Consider the following 15,867-nt stretch of genomic DNA (forward strand, 5'->3'; position numbering starts at 1 on the left):
GTCATGAACCTATTGAACAAATCAGCGAATCATCAGCCGTCCGTCCTCGAGAAAATCGCCGGACACGAGCAGGTCGTCTTCTGCAATGACCCGGTCTCAGGACTCCAGGCGATCATCGCGATCCATAATACGACACTCGGTCCCGCGCTCGGCGGGACGCGGATGGCTCCTTACGCCTCGATGGACGAGGCGCTCGACGACGTCCTTCGCCTCTCTAAAGGGATGACCTACAAGTGCGCCGCGGCAGATGTCGATTTCGGCGGCGGCAAGGCCGTCATCATCGGCGACCCGGCAAAGGACAAGTCGCCGGAACTCTTCCGCGCCTTTGGCCAGTTCGTCGACTCGCTCGGCGGACGCTTCTACACGGGAACGGACATGGGGACGACGATGGACGACTTCGTCCATGCGATGCGTGAGACCACGCGAATCGTCGGGACGCCGGAATCATTCGGCGGAAGCGGTGACTCCTCGATCCCGACTGCGGCAGGCGTCATCAACGGTCTGCGTGCGACGATCGAAACGCTGTACGGGTCTGACGACCTGAGCCGCGCGACGTATGCCGTCCAAGGACTAGGGAAGGTCGGCTATAAGGTCGCCGAGCAATTGCTCGACGCCGGGGCCCGGCTCTATGTCTCCGACATCTCGGAACAATCGCTCAAGGACATCACGCTCAAGGCCGAAAGAAGCCCGGGAACCGTTCAAGTCGTCGCCCCGCACGAAATCCATCTGACGGATGCCGACATCTTCGTCCCGTGCGCCTTCGGCGGCGTCATCAACGACACGACGATCGGAACGCTTCGCTGCAAGGCGATCTGCGGATCGGCGAACAACCAGCTGCAGCGGGACGAACTCGCGCACACGCTGCGCGAGAAGGAGATACTGTTCGCGCCGGACTACATCGTCAACGGTGGCGGACTGATCCAGGTGGCGGACGAACTCTACGGGGCGAACCCGGAACGTGTCCTCCTCAAGACGCGTCACATCTATGACGCTGTCCTCGAAGTGTTCCGCGAGGCGCATGCCGACAGCATCACGACGCTCGAAGCGGCGAACCGGATGTGCGACAAACGAATCGCGAACCGCGGCGCACGGAACAGCTTCTTTACGAACACGATCAAACCGAAGTGGAATATCCGAAATCACTAAACCGGAGGTGCAACGATGGAGACGACTTTCCCGATGCGACGAATCATCGGAGACGATGGACGAATCGTCGACGAGACGATGAAGGACCTTTTGACAGCTGAACTTGCCTGGAGACTCTATACCGAGATGAACCGGATTCGGACATTTGACCGAAAAGCCATCAATCTCCAGCGTCAAGGGCGGCTCGGCACGTATGCACCGTTCGAAGGGCAGGAGGCCTCCCAAGTCGGCAGCGCACTCGCTCTCGAGGCGGACGATTGGGTCTTCCCGACCTACCGGGACCACGGTGCGACGTTGACGTTCGGCGCCGACATGGTCAAGACGTTCCTCTACTGGAACGGGCGTGTCGAAGGCTGCGTGCCGTCGAAGGAGCGCCATATCTTCCCGCCTGCCGTTCCGATCGCGACACAGATCCCGCATGCGGTCGGCGCAGCCTGGGCCGAACAGCGCCGAGGGACACAGAACATCGCTGTCGCCTACTTCGGTGACGGTGCGACCTCTGAAGGTGATTTCCATGAAGGGATGAACTTCGCGAGCGTATTCCGCGCCCCGGTCATCCTGTTCAACCAGAACAACGGCTATGCCATCTCCGTACCGATCGCAAAACAGATGAACTCCGAGACCGTCGCCCAAAAAGCGGTCGCTTACGGCATGCCAGGCGTCCGGGTCGACGGGAATGACGCGTTCGCCGTCTACTTCGCGATGAAGGATGCCGTCAGCCGGGCGCGTTCCGGCGGTGGACCGACATTGATCGAGGCGGTCACTTGGCGCTACGGCGCACACACGACGGCCGACGACCCGTCGAAATACCGCGACCAGGAGCGATCCCGCGACAAGGCCGACCCGTTGACGCGGATCGAGCTGTTCATGAAGGAGCGCGGCATCTTCGATGAGGAACGTGCAGAAGCCATGCGCACGAAGCACCAGGAAGAGATCGAACAGGCCGTCGCCGAGATGGAACGTTTCAGCAAGCCTGATCCGAACGATCTGTTCGACCATACGTATGCAGTGATGCCGGCTGAAGTCGCGCAACAAAAAGCGGACTATTTCACGCTGAGGGGGAATTGAGCATGGCGACGAACATCAACCAAAAGATGACGGACATGACGCTCGTCCAGGCCGTCACGGACGCGCTTCGCGTCAAGCTGCGCGAAGACGGCACGACGCTCGTCCTCGGCGAGGATGTCGGCAAGAACGGCGGCGTCTTCCGGGCGACGGACGGCCTGCAGGAGGAGTTTGGCGAGGATCGTGTCGTCGATACGCCGCTCAGCGAGGCGGGAATCGTCGGCACATCGGTCGGGCTTGCCGTCAACGGCTACAAGCCGATCGTCGAAATCCAGTTCCTCGGCTTCATCTATCCCGCGTACGAGCAGATCATGACGCACGTCGCCCGGATCCGCATGCGGACGATGGGCGCCTACAGTGTGCCGATGGTCATCCGCGCGCCTTACGGGGCCGGCATCCGCGCGCCGGAGATCCACTCCGATTCGACCGAGGCCTTGTTCACTCAAATGCCGGGCCTGAAGGTCGTCTGCCCGTCCTCGCCGTATGACGCGAAAGGTCTGCTGATCGCGGCGATCGAGGATCCGGACCCGGTCCTCTTCCTCGAATCGATGCGGAGCTACCGTTCGTCGAAGGAGGCAGTCCCGACCGACAAATATACGATCGAGATCGGCGAGGGCAAGATCGTCCGGGAAGGAACTGACGTCACGCTGATCGCCTGGGGGGCGATGGTCGCAGTCGCCGAGAAGGCGGCACTCGAGGCGGCAGAAAAAGGCATCTCCTGCGAGGTGCTCGATCCGCGGACGCTCTACCCGCTCGACCGGGAATTGATCGCAACATCCGTCCAGAAGACGGGACGTGCCGTCATCGTCCACGAGGCGCACGCGATGGGTGGTCTCGGGACCGACCTGGTCGCCCTCATCAACGACACGTCGTTCCTCTACCTGAAGGCACCGGTCGCCCGCGTGACCGGATTCGACGTTCCGGTGCCGCTGTTCGCGCTCGAGGACCATTACATGCCGACGCCTGCGCGCGTCTTGAAATCGATTGAACAGACCGTTCATTTCTAAGGGGTGAAACTAGTGAGAGAAGTCAAACTGCATGACATCGGGGAAGGGATGACGGAAGGTGAGATCGCGAACTATCTCGTCGCGCCCGGTGACCGGGTCACGATCGACCAGCCCGTCGTCGAAGTCTCGACCGATAAGATGGTCGCTGAACTCCCGGCGCCCGTCTCCGGAACCGTCAAAGAGATTCTCGTGCCCGTCGGCCAGACGGTCGGTGTCGGCACTGCCCTGCTCTTGATCGAAGAGGAGCCGGAACGAACGCAGGAAAACGCGACGCGTGAAACGTCCGCGAGCATCCTCGCCCCGGTGCGCGTCCTCGCGACGCCCTACACACGAAAGATCGCCCGTGATAACGGCATCAAGATCGAGGACGTGACCGGGACGGATCCGTCAGGACGCGTCACGGAAGAGGATGTCCGAAATCATATCGCCTCCTTACGCGCTCCTGCGCCGGCAGCAGAAGCGTCCGTGCACGCACCGGCGGAATCGCAGGATGAGACACCGCCCGAACCGGACGTCATCCCGTTCCGCGGGATGCGCCGCCAAATCGCGAAGAAGATGACCGCTTCCCTCTTTACGATTCCGCATGTCACGCACTTCGAGGAAATCGACATGACGCACCTCCTCGCCTTGCGCGAGGAATTGAAAGCGCAAGGAACATCCATCTCCGTCAATGCCTTCTTCCTGAAGGCGCTCGTCGTCGCTCTGAAGGACTTCCCTGTCTTCAACGCCAAGCTCGACGAAGAGAACGAGCGGATCATCCTCGAACGCGTCTATCATATCGGTCTCGCGACAGATACGGATGACGGGCTGATCGTCCCGGTCGTCCGCGACGTCGACCGCCAGTCGCTTCGCGAACTCGACGCGAGCTGCCGGGAGTTGAACCGACGCGCGAAGGCTGGCGAGCTGAAGCCTGCCGAGTTGAGACAAGGGACGTTCACGGTCAGCAACGTCGGTCCGCTCGGAAGCACCGGCGCGACGCCGATCATCAATCATCCAGAGACGGCGCTGATCGCATTCCACAAGACGAAGAAGCGGGCCTGCGTCGACGAGCAGGATCAGATCGTCGTCCGCTCGATGATGAACGTCTCGATGTCGTTCGACCATCGCGTCGCGGACGGGGCGACCGCCGTCGCCTTCACCAACCGGTTTGCCGAGTTGATCGAGCAGCCGAATAACCTGTTCATGGAGTTGATTTAAGATGGTCGTAGGAGAATTGATCGCAGAACGTGACCTGATCATCATCGGCGGCGGTCCGGGCGGCTACACGGCCGCGATTCGGGCGGCCCAGCTCGGACGCGAAGTGACGCTGATCGAACGCGACCGGATCGGGGGCGTCTGTCTGAACGAAGGATGCATCCCCTCTAAGGTGACAGCCGTCGCTGCCGCGAAAGCTGCCGAGCAAAAAACGCTCGACGCCCTCGGCTTCAACCTGGTCGGACACGATTTCACTAAGCTCTCGGCCTACCGCGAAAGCGTCATCGATAAGCTCAGGTCAGGCGTCGAGGCGCTCCTCCAGGCAAACAAGATCGAGCTTGTCCGCGGAGAGGCCGTCTTCCTGTCCGACGACCGGATCGGCGTATCGAACGGTCATCAGTTCGATACATATCGCTTCAAGCAGGCGATCATCGCGACCGGCAGCCGTCCTGTAAAGACTCCCGGCACCATTACACCTGAAGAATTATATGCGCTCGAAACCCTTCCGGAGCACCTCGTCGTCGCCGGCTCCGACTACATCGCGCTCGAGGCGGCGATGAACTTCCGGGCGCTCGGTGCGGACGTCACGCTCGTCATGGCGACGGACATGCCGTTCGACGAGACGCTGACGCGCGAGCTGCGGCGCCTGATGAAAAAACAAGGCATCACGGTGAAGTCAGGTTCTTTCGAAAAAGCAGAGGATGATGCAGCACATTTCGACGGTTTCTCGATTACAGCGACGCATATCGTGACGACAGGCGTACGCCTTCCGAACGTCGACGCGCTCGGGCTCGACCGGATCGGGATGGAACAGTCGGAGGATGGCACGATCGTCGTCTCGAATCATCAGACGTCGATTCCTTCGATCTTCGCGATCGGAGATGTGACTGCCGGTCCTCGATACGCCGCCCGGGCAATCAAGGAAGGCAAGAGTGCAGTCGCCGTGATGAGTGGCCAGCCAGTCGATGCAAACGCCATCTTCCCTGTCGTCCTCCACACATCTCCCCCGGTTGCTTCCGTCGGCATGACGGAGCAGGAGGCAACGGAGGCAGGCCATACGATCCGGACAGGACAGTTCTCGCTCGGCGCGAATGGTTACAGCGCCGTCCATGGTGAGACGTCCGGTGTCGTCAAGGTCATCTCGGATGCCCAGACGGACATCGTACTCGGTATCCATATGGTCGGACGAGGCGCAATCGAACTGTCTTCCTCGTTCGTCCTCGCGCTCGAGCTAGTTGCGAAGGAAGAGGACTTGAAGTTCCCGCTGTTCGCTCATCCGAGCACGAACGAAGGACTGCTCGAAGCTGTCGAGAGCCTCGTCGGACAGGCGATCCATCTTCCTCCGAAGAAACAACAGGTCGTGCTTTGACCAAAACGAAAGGGACGCGACTCTCGCTAAGGAGTCGTGTCCCTTTTAATGTGTGGAATCATCGGTTCATCAGCGAAATCAGTTCCGCCTTCACTTTCCCGTCCTTCACGCTTTTGATTTCACCGACGTTCGGTGCGTAGGAGACGACATAGTTCGTCGGGGTCTTGACGGTCACGACGCCTTTGAATGTCCCAGCCTTCGTCTTCATCGTCTGGTTGACGCCGAGGATGACAGATGTGCCGTTCCCGTATGGACCGGACGCCCACGCCTTCCCTTTCTTCAGCGGATAGGACAAGACGATCGCATACTCCGATTCCGGAAGTCCCCAGTAGAGACCCTTTCCCGTCTCCGTCACAGCATAGGTCCAGCGTTTGTCGACCGTCCATTTATACCAGACGTCGTCACGACCGGTGTGGCGATGCAGTTCGACCTTCCCGTCGACCCGGTAGACGTAGTGTTTGTCCGTATCCATGAGGAAGCTCGTCATCGGCCGGATGTAGTTCGTCATGACGTATGCCTTTTGTCCGTCATACCGGATTTCCGACCATCCGCCCTGATCCGAATAGACGACGAGGCGGCTGTATTTTTTAAGCGTCCCGACGATGGGCGCTGACGTTTCCTTATCTTTTCTGATGTTGAGCACGTTCGCACCGACGTATGCGACGCGGGTCTCCGCTGCCTCTGCCGGCACAATCCCTGTCCCGGCCAACATGATCGTAAGTATTCCGACGATACCGCGTTTCTTGATCATTCCGATCCCCTCCTCCCCCTTCTGTACCCGTCCAGCGGTGACATTTCGAGGATAGCCCGCCTTAACTTTTCATGCCTTTAGATGGATTTCGGTGAAATACGATTTGCAAACCTTATCCATTTCACTTTAACCTTGTGTTATACATGAAAAAATCATCGCGTCACGAAAAGAACATCAAGTTACATATATGATATGCCCGTTCTTCATGATTGTCGGAAAGGAAGTGAATCGATTGTCGAAACATCCGCTGTTCGGAGCGTTCTGTCTGTCGTTCGCAGCAAGCATCTGGGGTGGCACGTATGTCGTCAGCAAATACGTACTCGACGAGATCCCGCCGTTTACACTCATGTGGCTCCGCTACGCGATCGGCTTTCTCGCCCTCTTCCTCATCCACCGTATGCAGGGAGGCGTCAAACTGAAGGAGATGACGACGCGCGACATCGGTCTGCTGACGTGGACCGGCTTCATCGGTTACTTCGTCTCGATCGCCTTACAATTCGTCGGGACGAAATGGTCCGACGCCCATACCGGTGCCCTCGTCACGTCCGCGACGCCGGCGTTCATCTTCGTCTTCGCCTACTTCCTCCTGCAGGAACGTTTCACTCGAAGAAAGACGATCGCCCTGCTGCTTGCGACGACCGGGGTCCTGATCGTCGTCGGTCTCGGCCAAGGCGGAGAGACGCATCTGCTCGGCGGCATCCTGCTGATCGGAGCGGCCGTGACGTGGGCATTGCTTTCCGTCTATGCGAAGATCGCTTCAGACCGATTCTCGTCGCTCGCCATCACGATGTACGCGATTTTAGCAGCCTTCCTCTTCACGACGCCCGTCATGCTCTATGAGCTGAAGGACGGCTTCTTGATGCCGAGCGCCGGTGCCCTCGCCGGCGTCGTCTTCCTCGGTCTGTTCTCGACCGCTGCCGCCTTCCTCCTCTGGAACGCCGGGATGAAGATGATGGACGCGGGCATCGGTTCCCTCTTCTTCTTCTTTCAGCCGCTCGTCGGTGCCTTACTCGGCTGGTGGTGGCTCGATGAGACGCTTGATCCGAGCTTCTTCCTCGGCGGGACGCTGATCATCGTCGGCGTCCTCGTCGCGACATATCGGACGCGCCGAAGATCTGTCTCAAAAACACTCTCTGAGCGGAGACCATTCTGAATCGTCTCCTACGCTTTGAACAAAGGAAGTGATCTCATGCGTCCTATCGTACTCGGTGTATTATCCGCCCTCTTCTTCGCCTTCACGTTCATCTTGAACCATTCGATGGAGCTGTCAGGAGGAAGCTGGCTCTTCAGTGCTTCGCTCCGCTATTTCTTCATGATTCCGTTTCTCGTGTTGATCGTCGCTTACCGAAAAGGGCTCGTGCCACTCCTGATCGTCATGAAGGAACGGCCGCGCGACTGGTTCGTCTACAGCTTCATCGGATTCGGACTGTTCTATGCGCCTCTCTGCTTCGCTGCATCCTATTCACCGGGCTGGCTGATTGCCGGGACGTGGCAAGTGACGATCATCTCCGGGTCACTGCTCGCTCCATTTTTCTTCATATCGGTCGCAGGCAAGAAGGTCCGCGGCAAGATTCCGCTTAAAGGCCTCCTCATGTCGCTCATCATTTTGCTCGGGATTGCCCTGCTCTATCTCGAACAGGCGGACGATTTGACGTCGAACCTGCTGCTGTTCGGCGTCCTGCCGATCCTGATCGCGTCGTTCGCCTATCCGCTCGGTAACCGGAAGATGATGGAGGTGACCGGCGGGCGGCTTGATGCCTATCAGCGCGTCCTCGGGATGACGCTCGCGAGTCTTCCGCTCTGGCTCATCCTCGCCGCGATCGGTCTTGCGCAATACGGGCTCCCGTCGACCGAGCAGACAGTGCAGTCCTTCCTCGTCGCGCTCTCTTCCGGCGTCGTCGCGACCGTCCTGTTCTTCAGCGCGACCGATCTCGTCCGGGGCAACATGGCCAAACTTGCCGCCGTCGAAGCGACGCAGTCGATGGAGGTATTGTTCGCGGTCATCGGTGAGATTCTCCTGCTCGGGACGGTAATGCCTTCGCCTCTCGCATGGGTCGGTATGGGCGTCATCATGCTCGGGATGATACTGCACAGCTACATCTCGCACCGCCCTGAGACGGCGAAGCGGAAAACAAAATCGGCATGAAAAAAGACAGCCCGCGCTGTCTTTTTTCATGCCTCGTCATACGGTTGTTCGACGATCAGGATCCGGCTGCCATCTGCCTCGTCCGTCAGCTCCATCTCGATGATCGATCTCCCAATCAAAAGGACGACCGGCAGCTTCGGATCCGTCTTCCGGAAGAAGCCGACCTGTCCGCCGAAGTTGTCCATGTAATCGACGAACAGGAACAGACCGTTGACGTGCACCTCGTCCCGCAGCGGATCGAACCCGATGCGCGGGACTGTATACCGTGCCTCCCCGTTCAAATAGAGCAACGGTTTCTTCTGCTTCGGTAAATTCGCCGGCCGGCGCACCTCGACCGCCCCCGCGATATCATAATAGAGCCGGTCCTCTCCCCGCGTCGCGACGGCGATCGGTTTTCCTTTGTAGAGCATGACGTCAAGCAGTTCGTCCGCGCCCTCGATGAAGTAACCTTCCCCGTCGTGCTGGTCATAGCTGACCGTATAAAGGGAAAGCCAATCCCTGATCACCTCGCGTTCGACTGGTTTCAGGAACAACAGTGAGACGAGCACGGTCTCGTCCTTCGTAGCGAGCAGGTTGACGAGCACCTCTTCGAGCTGGATCGACTGGATCTCGAAATTCGAGTAGCGCTCTTCGTAGTCCTCGATCAAGCGGTATTCGTAGTGATCGGTGTATTCCTTCAAAGGCGGCAATGAGTTGGAGTCGGCGTTCTCGGTGCGCATCATGGATGGAGCCTCCTTATTTTTCTTCTCAACGAACCTTTACCCATATTTTAGGTGAGCCAATACACCAATTCACTATTATTTCCTTCGAATGACCTGCCTGTTCCCTTCTTTCTCAAACCCGATTGCCTCGAGCTTCAGCCCGTCCTCGATCACCCCGACCTCTTTCAGACGCATCGTGTTGAACATGAACTGAACGAGCGGCTCGAGCGCCTCCTCGACCAGCCCCCGGTCTCGGGAAGACGCGTCGATTTCATAGCTGAATGCTCCTGCCTCCCGGTCGAAATAGAACTGGATTGCGCCGATTCGTTCGCTCGTATCACGTTCGAACAGCCCCCAGCGGCACGTCTCCTCTTCGAATGAGACGACGCGCACCTTCAGCCGGGACGTCTCGAAATCCGGATAGATACCATGCAGCATGACCATCCCTCCTTTTAGTCCTCATACCCGAAAACAAGAAAAAACCGCCTTACCGGCGGCTGTTGAGACTTTCATATTTCCAGTGCCCTTGCGGAGTATCAAGAAGCTCCCTCCTGCACCCGCTTATACTTCAGCGGCAGTAGTTCCTCGACCCGGATCTTGATGAGACGCCCTTCGTCCTCAAGCAGGACGAAGCAGCCCGGTGCATAGTCCGAGATCATCTCGCGGCACATGCCGCACGGACTGACGACGCGGAGCGTCTGATCCGCTTCGTCCGGATACGGGTGACGCACGGCGACGATCGTCTCGAACTCATCCTGTCCTTCCGAAATCGCCTTCCCGATCGTGATCGCCTCGGCACATACGGTGACGCGCCCGATATAGGCCTCGACGTGGACGGCCGAGACGACCTCACCGCCCCGCGTCCGGATGCTCGAGCTGACATGGTGTTTCCCGAGCTTGTACAGGCGGCGGATCGTCCGTTTCGCCTCCTCGACGAGCTCGAGGTCCTGACTTGTGATTTCAAATGTCTGCATGTTCATTTCTCCTTAGAAAAACAATTGATAGATGATATAACCGACGCCGAGCAGCGCGAGCAAGGCGCCGACCGGACCACCGTTCCCGAAGAAGACGCGGTCGCCGGCGTCCGTTCTGTTGTCATCGCGCATGGGACCCCTCCTTCCGTCTGTTGAAGAGCGAGGCGAGCGTGATCAGGATCGTCATCAGGAACACGTTCGCGATCGCATGATTGAAGTACGGAGACAGGAAGAGCAGGTCGACCATCCTTCCGCCTCCGTCGAACAAGTAGTCTTTATTGTAGTAGTCGAACTGCCAAGCAAGATAGAATCCGAAAACCGCCCACGTGGCGAATGCACCCATGATCCAAAAAACCGGGCGACTGATCCGGATCCGGCGTCGCCTGATCATCCATAAGCTCGCGAGGAGCAGAATGATCCAGAAAGGGTAGAGTAACAATCCGAGGTTCCCGTTTCCTGAAATCGACCAGAGCGGGACCGTGAACAGATAGACGAGGCCGTTCACGGCCAGCCATGCCATGCCCATCGTAAACCAGAACTTCCCGTGATCCCGCGGCTTCGCGAAGATCAAAAACAACAAGCCGAACAACGCGTGCCCGAGCGCTCCGATCTCGTACGGATTCATCGTTTCGCGGCCGGCGTCATGCCGTACCGCTCGAGGATGTCCGGCATCCGCTTGCGCCATTCGAGCGTGTCATGGATCGCACCTTTGAAAATCTCGAGCTCGGTCGGGACGTCGTGCTCGCGCAGGATCCGGTCGACGGAATGGATCGCGGAGGCGAAGTGCTGCTGTGAGTCCGGGTCGAGCGACTCGATCGTCCCGTAGTCGAGATAGACGGCTTCGATCTTCGAAAGGTCCATCCGCTCGAGATATTCCTCGAACGGTTCCTGGTTGAAATGGAAGGCCGGCGAGATGCAGAGCGCGCGCGGGAAGACGTCCGGCGCCTGTGCCGTGATGTAGAGCGAGATCAATCCGCCGAGCGACGAGCCGCTGATCAGCCGCTCCCTTGTCGTCCGGTATGTTCGATCGATATGCGGCACGAGCTCGTCGAGAATGAAGCGGGCATAAGACGCGCCTCTGCCCCCGAGCACTTCCCCGTCCGGATTGATTTTCTTGCTCGCCTCGGCGTTCGGCCACGGACTATATTCATGGATGCGGGCATTCTCCGCAAGGTCGTGGTCGATCGCGACGACGATCCATTGAACGTCCTGCTTGCTCAAATACGGCTCGAGCTGGAGCGAGTTTCCTTCAAACGCCTCTTCGTCCGAGAAGATGTTCTGTCCGTCATGGAGATAGAGGACGGGATAACGTTCATTCTTCTCGGCATAGCCGTTCGGCAGAAAGACGCGGATGACGCGCTCCCCTAAGATTTCGGACTGGATGATCTGTTTCGGTATCATTCGAACTCCCCCTGAATCAATGTGTGGATATCTTTGATCGCCCGCTCGTCCCGCAGTGAGATGAGCGCATTCTGTTCCTCGAAGACGAGCAGCGTCGTCTGTTCCTGCGGATGGACGGTCATGCTCTCAGTCGCGCCATTCTCGTACGTAAATCGCAAGGCCGCAATCGGACGCCCCGCCAGGTCCACCCGTCCCGGTGTCCGATCGGCATGATTGATGTGTTCGATGATTCGCTTCAGGTCCTTCTTTTTTCGCCACTGTGTCCGCTTCTGTTCTTCGCCTCGTGCGTCGAACGTCACGATGTCGAGCTGGACGATCCCTGCTTTGAGCGCACGCGATCCGAGCAGCTGACGGAATCGTTCCGCGTCTTCCGTGTCGATGACGCCGGTCTTCCCTTGATTCTCGAAGACGAGCGTCGTCCCGTGGACAGAGATCTTTTCCGTCCCGTCCGCATAGACGAGCGTCAGTGCTTCCGTCGGCGCCGAAGCCATCTTCGGCATCCCGTCCGATAAATCCGCGGCGTTGAGGATTCGGACGAGTTCGTCTACTTCAGAGACCTTCTCGATTTCCCGTTCCATGCCTTCTTCGAGATGTTCGCCCTTTTGAAAAACAGGAATGATCTTCACCTGCTCAATCTCCTCGTCAATCGGATTCGCAGCACCCCGGTAGAGCCAGAGTCCGAGGAGAACGAACGCGAGCAGGAAGAGGAGCCCGAGCAGCGCCGCTGGCATCTTTTTCACCGAACCCCCTCCTTGATCAATCTCGTGAATTCCACTTCGTCCTCCGGGGATAACTGTACCCAGGCCGTCCGGTCGGCGAAGACGATCGTTTCGCCGTGAACGAAGAGTTCCTCCTTCAGACCTGCCTCGTATATGAGCATCATCGAAGCATCGGGAGGATAAGCAAGCTCCACGTTTCCTTGCCGCACCTTTCCGGCGTTGAGCAGCTCGACGAGCCGGTCGATCTTTTCCTGTTCGGCAAGAGTGCTCCCGTCCGCTTCCGGTGTCCGCTCATCATAGCCTGACATCGGTTCCATCACGATTCGAGTGACGGAACGGTCGATCACGTCATGTGCGTTTTGAACAGCGAACGTCATACCTGCCGCGAGGAAGAACGACCCGATGAACGCTTTGGCAAGATTATGCATCGATGCCCTCTCCCCTCTGCTTCCTTATTTCGATTCGAACCTGCTCTTTCCCTCCAAATCATCGTCGCTGTGCAGGTAATTCATGAATAGTCCTTGAAAGAAAAGAGTGACACCATATGGAAGGCCAAACACTGTATGGTCAGGTTAAATGTTTTCGCACGAGGGAAAAGTGAGGAATGGGAGGGATTGTTTTGAATCGATACGGATTGTTCGGAAAGTTCACGGTACGCGAAGATGATCGGAAGGCACTGGTCGAGATCCTGTTAGAGGCAGCAGCCTCGATGAATGGATTAAGAGAATGTGAACTTTATATCGTCAACATCGCCCAAGATGATCCATATTCCGTCTTCGTCTATGAGGTATGGGAGGATGAAGAGGCACATCAGAATTCCTTGTCTCTTGAATCGACACAACACTTGATTCAGCGCGCACGCCCTCTCCTCACCGGAGTCGAACGTATCGCCACGTTTTCTCCGGCAGGCGGTAAGGGACTTTAAGTTTCGAAGCTTCGCAACAGCCACTGTACGTGAAGAGCTACAGTTTTTTCAGAAAGGACGGGCTATCATGAAACATGAGACATTGAAACCCTTCCCGCGCGACTTCCTCTGGGGGGCGGCTTCTGCCGCCTACCAAGTCGAAGGAGCTTGGGATCAGGACGGCCGCGGACCGTCGATCTGGGACGAATTCGTCCGCATCCCCGGCAAGACGTTCAAAGGGACGAACGGTGACGTCGCCGTCGACCATTACAACCGCTTCCGGGAGGACGTCGCACTCATGTCCGAGATGGGCTTGAAGACCTACCGCTTCTCGATCTCCTGGAGCCGCGTCTTCCCCGATGGAACAGGCGAGCCGAATGAGGCGGGATTCCGCTTCTATGACGAACTGATCGATGCCTTGAAGGCCGAAGGGATCGAACCGATCGTCACACTCTATCACTGGGATTTGCCGCTCGCCCTCCAGAACCGGTACGGCGGCTGGGAGTCGCGTCAGATCATCGAGGACTTCCATGCCTACAGCCTCGCCCTGTTCAAGCGGTACGGTGACCGGGTCAAGTACTGGGTCACGCTGAACGAACAGAATATCTTCATCAAGTTCGGCTACAAGACGGCACTCCATCCGCCAGGCGTACAGGACGACAAACGGATGTATCAGGCGAACCATCATGCGAACCTCGCGAACGCGAAAGTGATCTCAGACTTCCACGCGATCGTCCCAAATGGCAAAATCGGCCCGAGCTTCGCCTATGCCCCGGCCTATCCGGCGAGTGCGAATCCTGCGGACGTCCTTGCTTATGAGAACGCAGAGGAATACCAGAGCCACTGGTGGCTCGACGTCTACATGGACGGCGTTTATCCGCAGGCGACCTGGAATCATCTTGCAGCGCGCGGTCTGACACCTGAGATTGAAGAAGGCGACTTCGAGTTGCTCGCGAAGGGGCGGCCCGACTTCATCGGCGTCAACTACTACCGGACGGAGACGTACGAGGCGAACCCGCTCGACGGCGTCGGCGAGCAGGGCACGTTCAATACGACAGGCGTCAAAGGGACGATGGAGTCGACCGGTGTGCCGGGTCGCTTCCGGACCGTCCGCAATCCGCACCTCGAAGCGACGAACTGGGACTGGGAAATCGACCCGACCGGACTGCGGATCGGGTTGCGCCGGCTCGTCAACCGCTACCGTCTTCCGGTCTTGATCAGCGAGAACGGACTCGGAGAGTTCGATAAACTCGAAGGCGACTCGATCGACGACAGCTACCGGATCGTCTACCTCGAAGCGCACATCAAGGCAATCCAGGAGGCGATTACGGACGGTGTCGACGTCATCGGCTACTGCGTCTGGTCGTTCACCGATCTGCTCAGCTGGTTGAACGGCTACCAAAAACGCTACGGCTTCGTCTACGTCGACCGGGACGAGGACGACGTCAAGGAATTGAAGCGCCTGAAGAAGGACAGCTTCTATTGGTACCAGCAGGTCATCGAACAGAATGGCATCTATCCGTCGCCGGACGCCGTCCGCTGACGACGAAGGGCTCCTTTTCCGATTCGGAAAGGGAGCCCTTTTTTCATACCTGCTTCAGTGAAAATCCGTTAGCGAAGAAGACGAGTGTCTCTTCAGCATCCTCTGTCAGTTCCCCATATGTAGCGCTGTACGCCTCGCGCATCGCCTTGAGCGAACCGCCATGTGCCTCGGCGAGATCCGCGCCTCTGAGCAGCAGTTTCGCCTCTTCTGCGTACTCCGCCTTCGTGATCGGCCCGCCGTGCGACAGGACGTAATGATCCGCATCGAATTGCTCGAGCGTCTGCAGCAGCTGGCGGGTCCGCTCCACCGTGTAGTTCGGCTTCGGCGCGAAAATGTCGGCATAGAAGGCGTCTCCGAGGAACAAGATCCGCTCCTCCGGGATATGGATGACGGCACAGCCTGGCGAGTGGTCGCCTTCGACCTGTTGCAGGACGCACGTGACGCCGCCAAGGTCGATCACGAGCCGCCCGTCGAACGTGATCGCCGGCAGCGCGACCGCGATGTCCCGGTCGTCGCCGAACTCCTCCTTGATCGCGTCGGCGCAGAACTTGATTTCGATGCCCTGCTTGATCCGTTCAGCAAGGGCCGCGTCCGTCCAGGCATAATCCGCCATCACCGCGATTTCCTCGCGTGTCTTTCCTGTCGCGATGCTCGGCATGTCGAGATGTGCGAGGCCGAAGACGTGATCCCAGTGCCAATGCGTCAGCGCGAGCAGGTCCGGATTGCGGATGCCTGCGTCCTTCACTTCTTTCAAAAATAACTCCGCGTGGCGTTTCGAGTTGCCCGCGTCGATCATGAGCGTCCGCTCATCTCCTTGCACGACGGCAAGGACGGGACGGTCCGTCGAGGAAACCGGCGTCTGGTACCAGAAGCGTTCCGTCAATCGTTTGAATGTTTGCATGTCGATCCCTCCTTTCTCCATTCTAGACGAAAACGCACGCTCCGAT

18 protein-coding genes are annotated in these 15,867 nt (G+C 58.4%); 9 read left to right on the top strand and 9 right to left on the bottom strand.

Features of this window, described 5'->3' with window-relative positions:
• The first annotated feature begins 3 nt into the window (after positions 1-3).
• Genes DFG60_RS09135 through DFG60_RS09155 form a run of 5 tightly spaced genes read left to right on the top strand, consistent with a single transcriptional unit; the run spans position 4 to position 5,781 of the window.
• Positions 4-1,146 carry a Glu/Leu/Phe/Val family dehydrogenase gene (locus tag DFG60_RS09135; protein WP_114571460.1) on the top strand — a complete coding sequence of 381 codons (1,143 nt, stop codon included), beginning with the start codon at positions 4-6 and terminating at the stop codon, positions 1,144-1,146.
• Positions 1,147-1,161: 15 nt separating this feature from the next.
• A complete protein-coding gene (pdhA, locus tag DFG60_RS09140; protein ID WP_114571461.1) occupies positions 1,162-2,214 on the top strand; it encodes a pyruvate dehydrogenase (acetyl-transferring) E1 component subunit alpha in 1,053 nt (350 codons plus the stop codon).
• A gap of 2 nt (positions 2,215-2,216) precedes the next feature.
• Positions 2,217-3,218: an alpha-ketoacid dehydrogenase subunit beta gene (locus tag DFG60_RS09145; protein WP_114571462.1), complete on the top strand. Its 1,002-nt coding sequence runs from the start codon at positions 2,217-2,219 to the stop codon at positions 3,216-3,218.
• Between the two features lie 12 nt (positions 3,219-3,230).
• Positions 3,231-4,415 carry a dihydrolipoamide acetyltransferase family protein gene (locus DFG60_RS09150; protein WP_114571463.1) on the top strand — a complete coding sequence of 395 codons (1,185 nt, stop codon included), beginning with the start codon at positions 3,231-3,233 and terminating at the stop codon, positions 4,413-4,415.
• A gap of 1 nt (position 4,416) precedes the next feature.
• Entirely contained in the window at positions 4,417-5,781 is a 1,365-nt protein-coding gene (locus DFG60_RS09155) for a dihydrolipoyl dehydrogenase family protein (RefSeq protein WP_114571464.1), read from the top strand.
• Between the two features lie 58 nt (positions 5,782-5,839).
• Here the strand turns inward: DFG60_RS09155 and DFG60_RS09160 are convergent, their stop codons facing one another.
• Positions 5,840-6,532 carry an SH3 domain-containing protein gene (locus tag DFG60_RS09160; RefSeq protein WP_114571465.1) on the bottom strand — a complete coding sequence of 231 codons (693 nt, stop codon included), beginning with the start codon at positions 6,530-6,532 and terminating at the stop codon, positions 5,840-5,842.
• A 232-nt stretch (positions 6,533-6,764) separates the two neighbouring features.
• Between DFG60_RS09160 and DFG60_RS09165 the strand changes: the two genes are divergently transcribed.
• Positions 6,765-7,685, top strand: a complete 921-nt coding sequence (locus DFG60_RS09165; protein ID WP_232818686.1) for a DMT family transporter — start codon at positions 6,765-6,767, stop codon at positions 7,683-7,685.
• 36 nt (positions 7,686-7,721) lie between these two features.
• On the top strand, positions 7,722-8,678 hold the full coding sequence (locus tag DFG60_RS09170; protein ID WP_114571466.1) for a DMT family transporter: 957 nt from the start codon (positions 7,722-7,724) through the stop codon (positions 8,676-8,678).
• A gap of 26 nt (positions 8,679-8,704) precedes the next feature.
• Here DFG60_RS09170 and DFG60_RS09175 read toward each other — a convergent pair whose 3' ends face one another.
• The 7 genes from DFG60_RS09175 to DFG60_RS09205 form a co-directional block, all read right to left on the bottom strand.
• Entirely contained in the window at positions 8,705-9,400 is a 696-nt protein-coding gene (locus DFG60_RS09175; protein WP_114571467.1) for a hypothetical protein, read from the bottom strand.
• A gap of 75 nt (positions 9,401-9,475) precedes the next feature.
• Entirely contained in the window at positions 9,476-9,817 is a 342-nt protein-coding gene (locus DFG60_RS09180; protein WP_157964513.1) for a GNAT family N-acetyltransferase, read from the bottom strand.
• 98 nt (positions 9,818-9,915) lie between these two features.
• Positions 9,916-10,353: a cytidine deaminase gene (locus DFG60_RS09185; protein WP_114571469.1), complete on the bottom strand. Its 438-nt coding sequence runs from the start codon at positions 10,351-10,353 to the stop codon at positions 9,916-9,918.
• 121 nt (positions 10,354-10,474) lie between these two features.
• Positions 10,475-10,978 carry a hypothetical protein gene (locus tag DFG60_RS09190; protein ID WP_114571470.1) on the bottom strand — a complete coding sequence of 168 codons (504 nt, stop codon included), beginning with the start codon at positions 10,976-10,978 and terminating at the stop codon, positions 10,475-10,477.
• Positions 10,975-11,754 (bottom strand): alpha/beta hydrolase, encoded by a 780-nt coding sequence (locus tag DFG60_RS09195; RefSeq protein WP_114571471.1) that lies wholly within the window; start codon positions 11,752-11,754, stop codon positions 10,975-10,977. Before DFG60_RS09195 ends, DFG60_RS09190 begins: the two co-directional genes overlap by 4 nt.
• The gene (locus tag DFG60_RS09200) at positions 11,751-12,494 is read right to left on the bottom strand and encodes a PIN domain-containing protein (RefSeq protein WP_114571472.1); all 744 of its coding nucleotides are present in this window, start codon (positions 12,492-12,494) and stop codon (positions 11,751-11,753) included. The genes DFG60_RS09195 and DFG60_RS09200 overlap by 4 nt, the downstream gene beginning before the upstream one ends.
• On the bottom strand, positions 12,491-12,901 hold the full coding sequence (locus DFG60_RS09205) for a hypothetical protein (protein WP_114571473.1): 411 nt from the start codon (positions 12,899-12,901) through the stop codon (positions 12,491-12,493). The genes DFG60_RS09200 and DFG60_RS09205 overlap by 4 nt, the downstream gene beginning before the upstream one ends.
• A gap of 191 nt (positions 12,902-13,092) precedes the next feature.
• On the opposite strand from DFG60_RS09205, the gene DFG60_RS09210 reads away from it, so the two are divergent.
• Together DFG60_RS09210 and DFG60_RS09215 are read left to right on the top strand one after the other, a co-directional pair.
• Positions 13,093-13,398 (top strand): putative quinol monooxygenase, encoded by a 306-nt coding sequence (locus DFG60_RS09210; protein WP_114571534.1) that lies wholly within the window; start codon positions 13,093-13,095, stop codon positions 13,396-13,398.
• 67 nt (positions 13,399-13,465) lie between these two features.
• Complete coding sequence (locus tag DFG60_RS09215; protein ID WP_114571474.1) at positions 13,466-14,920, top strand: glycoside hydrolase family 1 protein; 1,455 nt, start codon at positions 13,466-13,468, stop codon at positions 14,918-14,920.
• A gap of 43 nt (positions 14,921-14,963) precedes the next feature.
• Here the strand turns inward: DFG60_RS09215 and DFG60_RS09220 are convergent, their stop codons facing one another.
• The gene (locus DFG60_RS09220) at positions 14,964-15,821 is read right to left on the bottom strand and encodes an MBL fold metallo-hydrolase (RefSeq protein ID WP_114571475.1); all 858 of its coding nucleotides are present in this window, start codon (positions 15,819-15,821) and stop codon (positions 14,964-14,966) included.
• Positions 15,822-15,867: the final 46 nt, after the last annotated feature.

The sequence above is a fragment of the Exiguobacterium flavidum genome (assembly GCF_003344535.1).
GTDB classification, from domain to species: domain Bacteria; phylum Bacillota; class Bacilli; order Exiguobacteriales; family Exiguobacteriaceae; genus Exiguobacterium_A; species Exiguobacterium_A flavidum.

Excerpts from the sequence above, each read along its gene's own strand:
- DFG60_RS09190 (WP_114571470.1), bottom strand. The coding sequence starts at position 10,978 with ATGAATCCGTACGAGATCGGAGCGCTCGGGCACGCGTTGTTCGGCTTG.
- DFG60_RS09215 (WP_114571474.1), top strand. The coding sequence starts at position 13,466 with ATGAAACATGAGACATTGAAACCCTTCCCGCGCGACTTCCTCTGGGGG.
- DFG60_RS09155 (WP_114571464.1), top strand. The coding sequence starts at position 4,417 with ATGGTCGTAGGAGAATTGATCGCAGAACGTGACCTGATCATCATCGGC.
- DFG60_RS09220 (WP_114571475.1), bottom strand. The coding sequence starts at position 15,821 with ATGCAAACATTCAAACGATTGACGGAACGCTTCTGGTACCAGACGCCG.
- DFG60_RS09135 (WP_114571460.1), top strand. The coding sequence starts at position 4 with ATGAACCTATTGAACAAATCAGCGAATCATCAGCCGTCCGTCCTCGAG.
- DFG60_RS09160 (WP_114571465.1), bottom strand. The coding sequence starts at position 6,532 with ATGATCAAGAAACGCGGTATCGTCGGAATACTTACGATCATGTTGGCC.
- DFG60_RS09195 (WP_114571471.1), bottom strand. The coding sequence starts at position 11,754 with ATGATACCGAAACAGATCATCCAGTCCGAAATCTTAGGGGAGCGCGTC.
- DFG60_RS09170 (WP_114571466.1), top strand. The coding sequence starts at position 7,722 with ATGCGTCCTATCGTACTCGGTGTATTATCCGCCCTCTTCTTCGCCTTC.
- DFG60_RS09205 (WP_114571473.1), bottom strand. The coding sequence starts at position 12,901 with ATGCATAATCTTGCCAAAGCGTTCATCGGGTCGTTCTTCCTCGCGGCA.
- DFG60_RS09175 (WP_114571467.1), bottom strand. The coding sequence starts at position 9,400 with ATGATGCGCACCGAGAACGCCGACTCCAACTCATTGCCGCCTTTGAAG.
- pdhA (WP_114571461.1), top strand. The coding sequence starts at position 1,162 with ATGGAGACGACTTTCCCGATGCGACGAATCATCGGAGACGATGGACGA.
- DFG60_RS09180 (WP_157964513.1), bottom strand. The coding sequence starts at position 9,817 with ATGCTGCATGGTATCTATCCGGATTTCGAGACGTCCCGGCTGAAGGTG.
- DFG60_RS09145 (WP_114571462.1), top strand. The coding sequence starts at position 2,217 with ATGGCGACGAACATCAACCAAAAGATGACGGACATGACGCTCGTCCAG.
- DFG60_RS09185 (WP_114571469.1), bottom strand. The coding sequence starts at position 10,353 with ATGCAGACATTTGAAATCACAAGTCAGGACCTCGAGCTCGTCGAGGAG.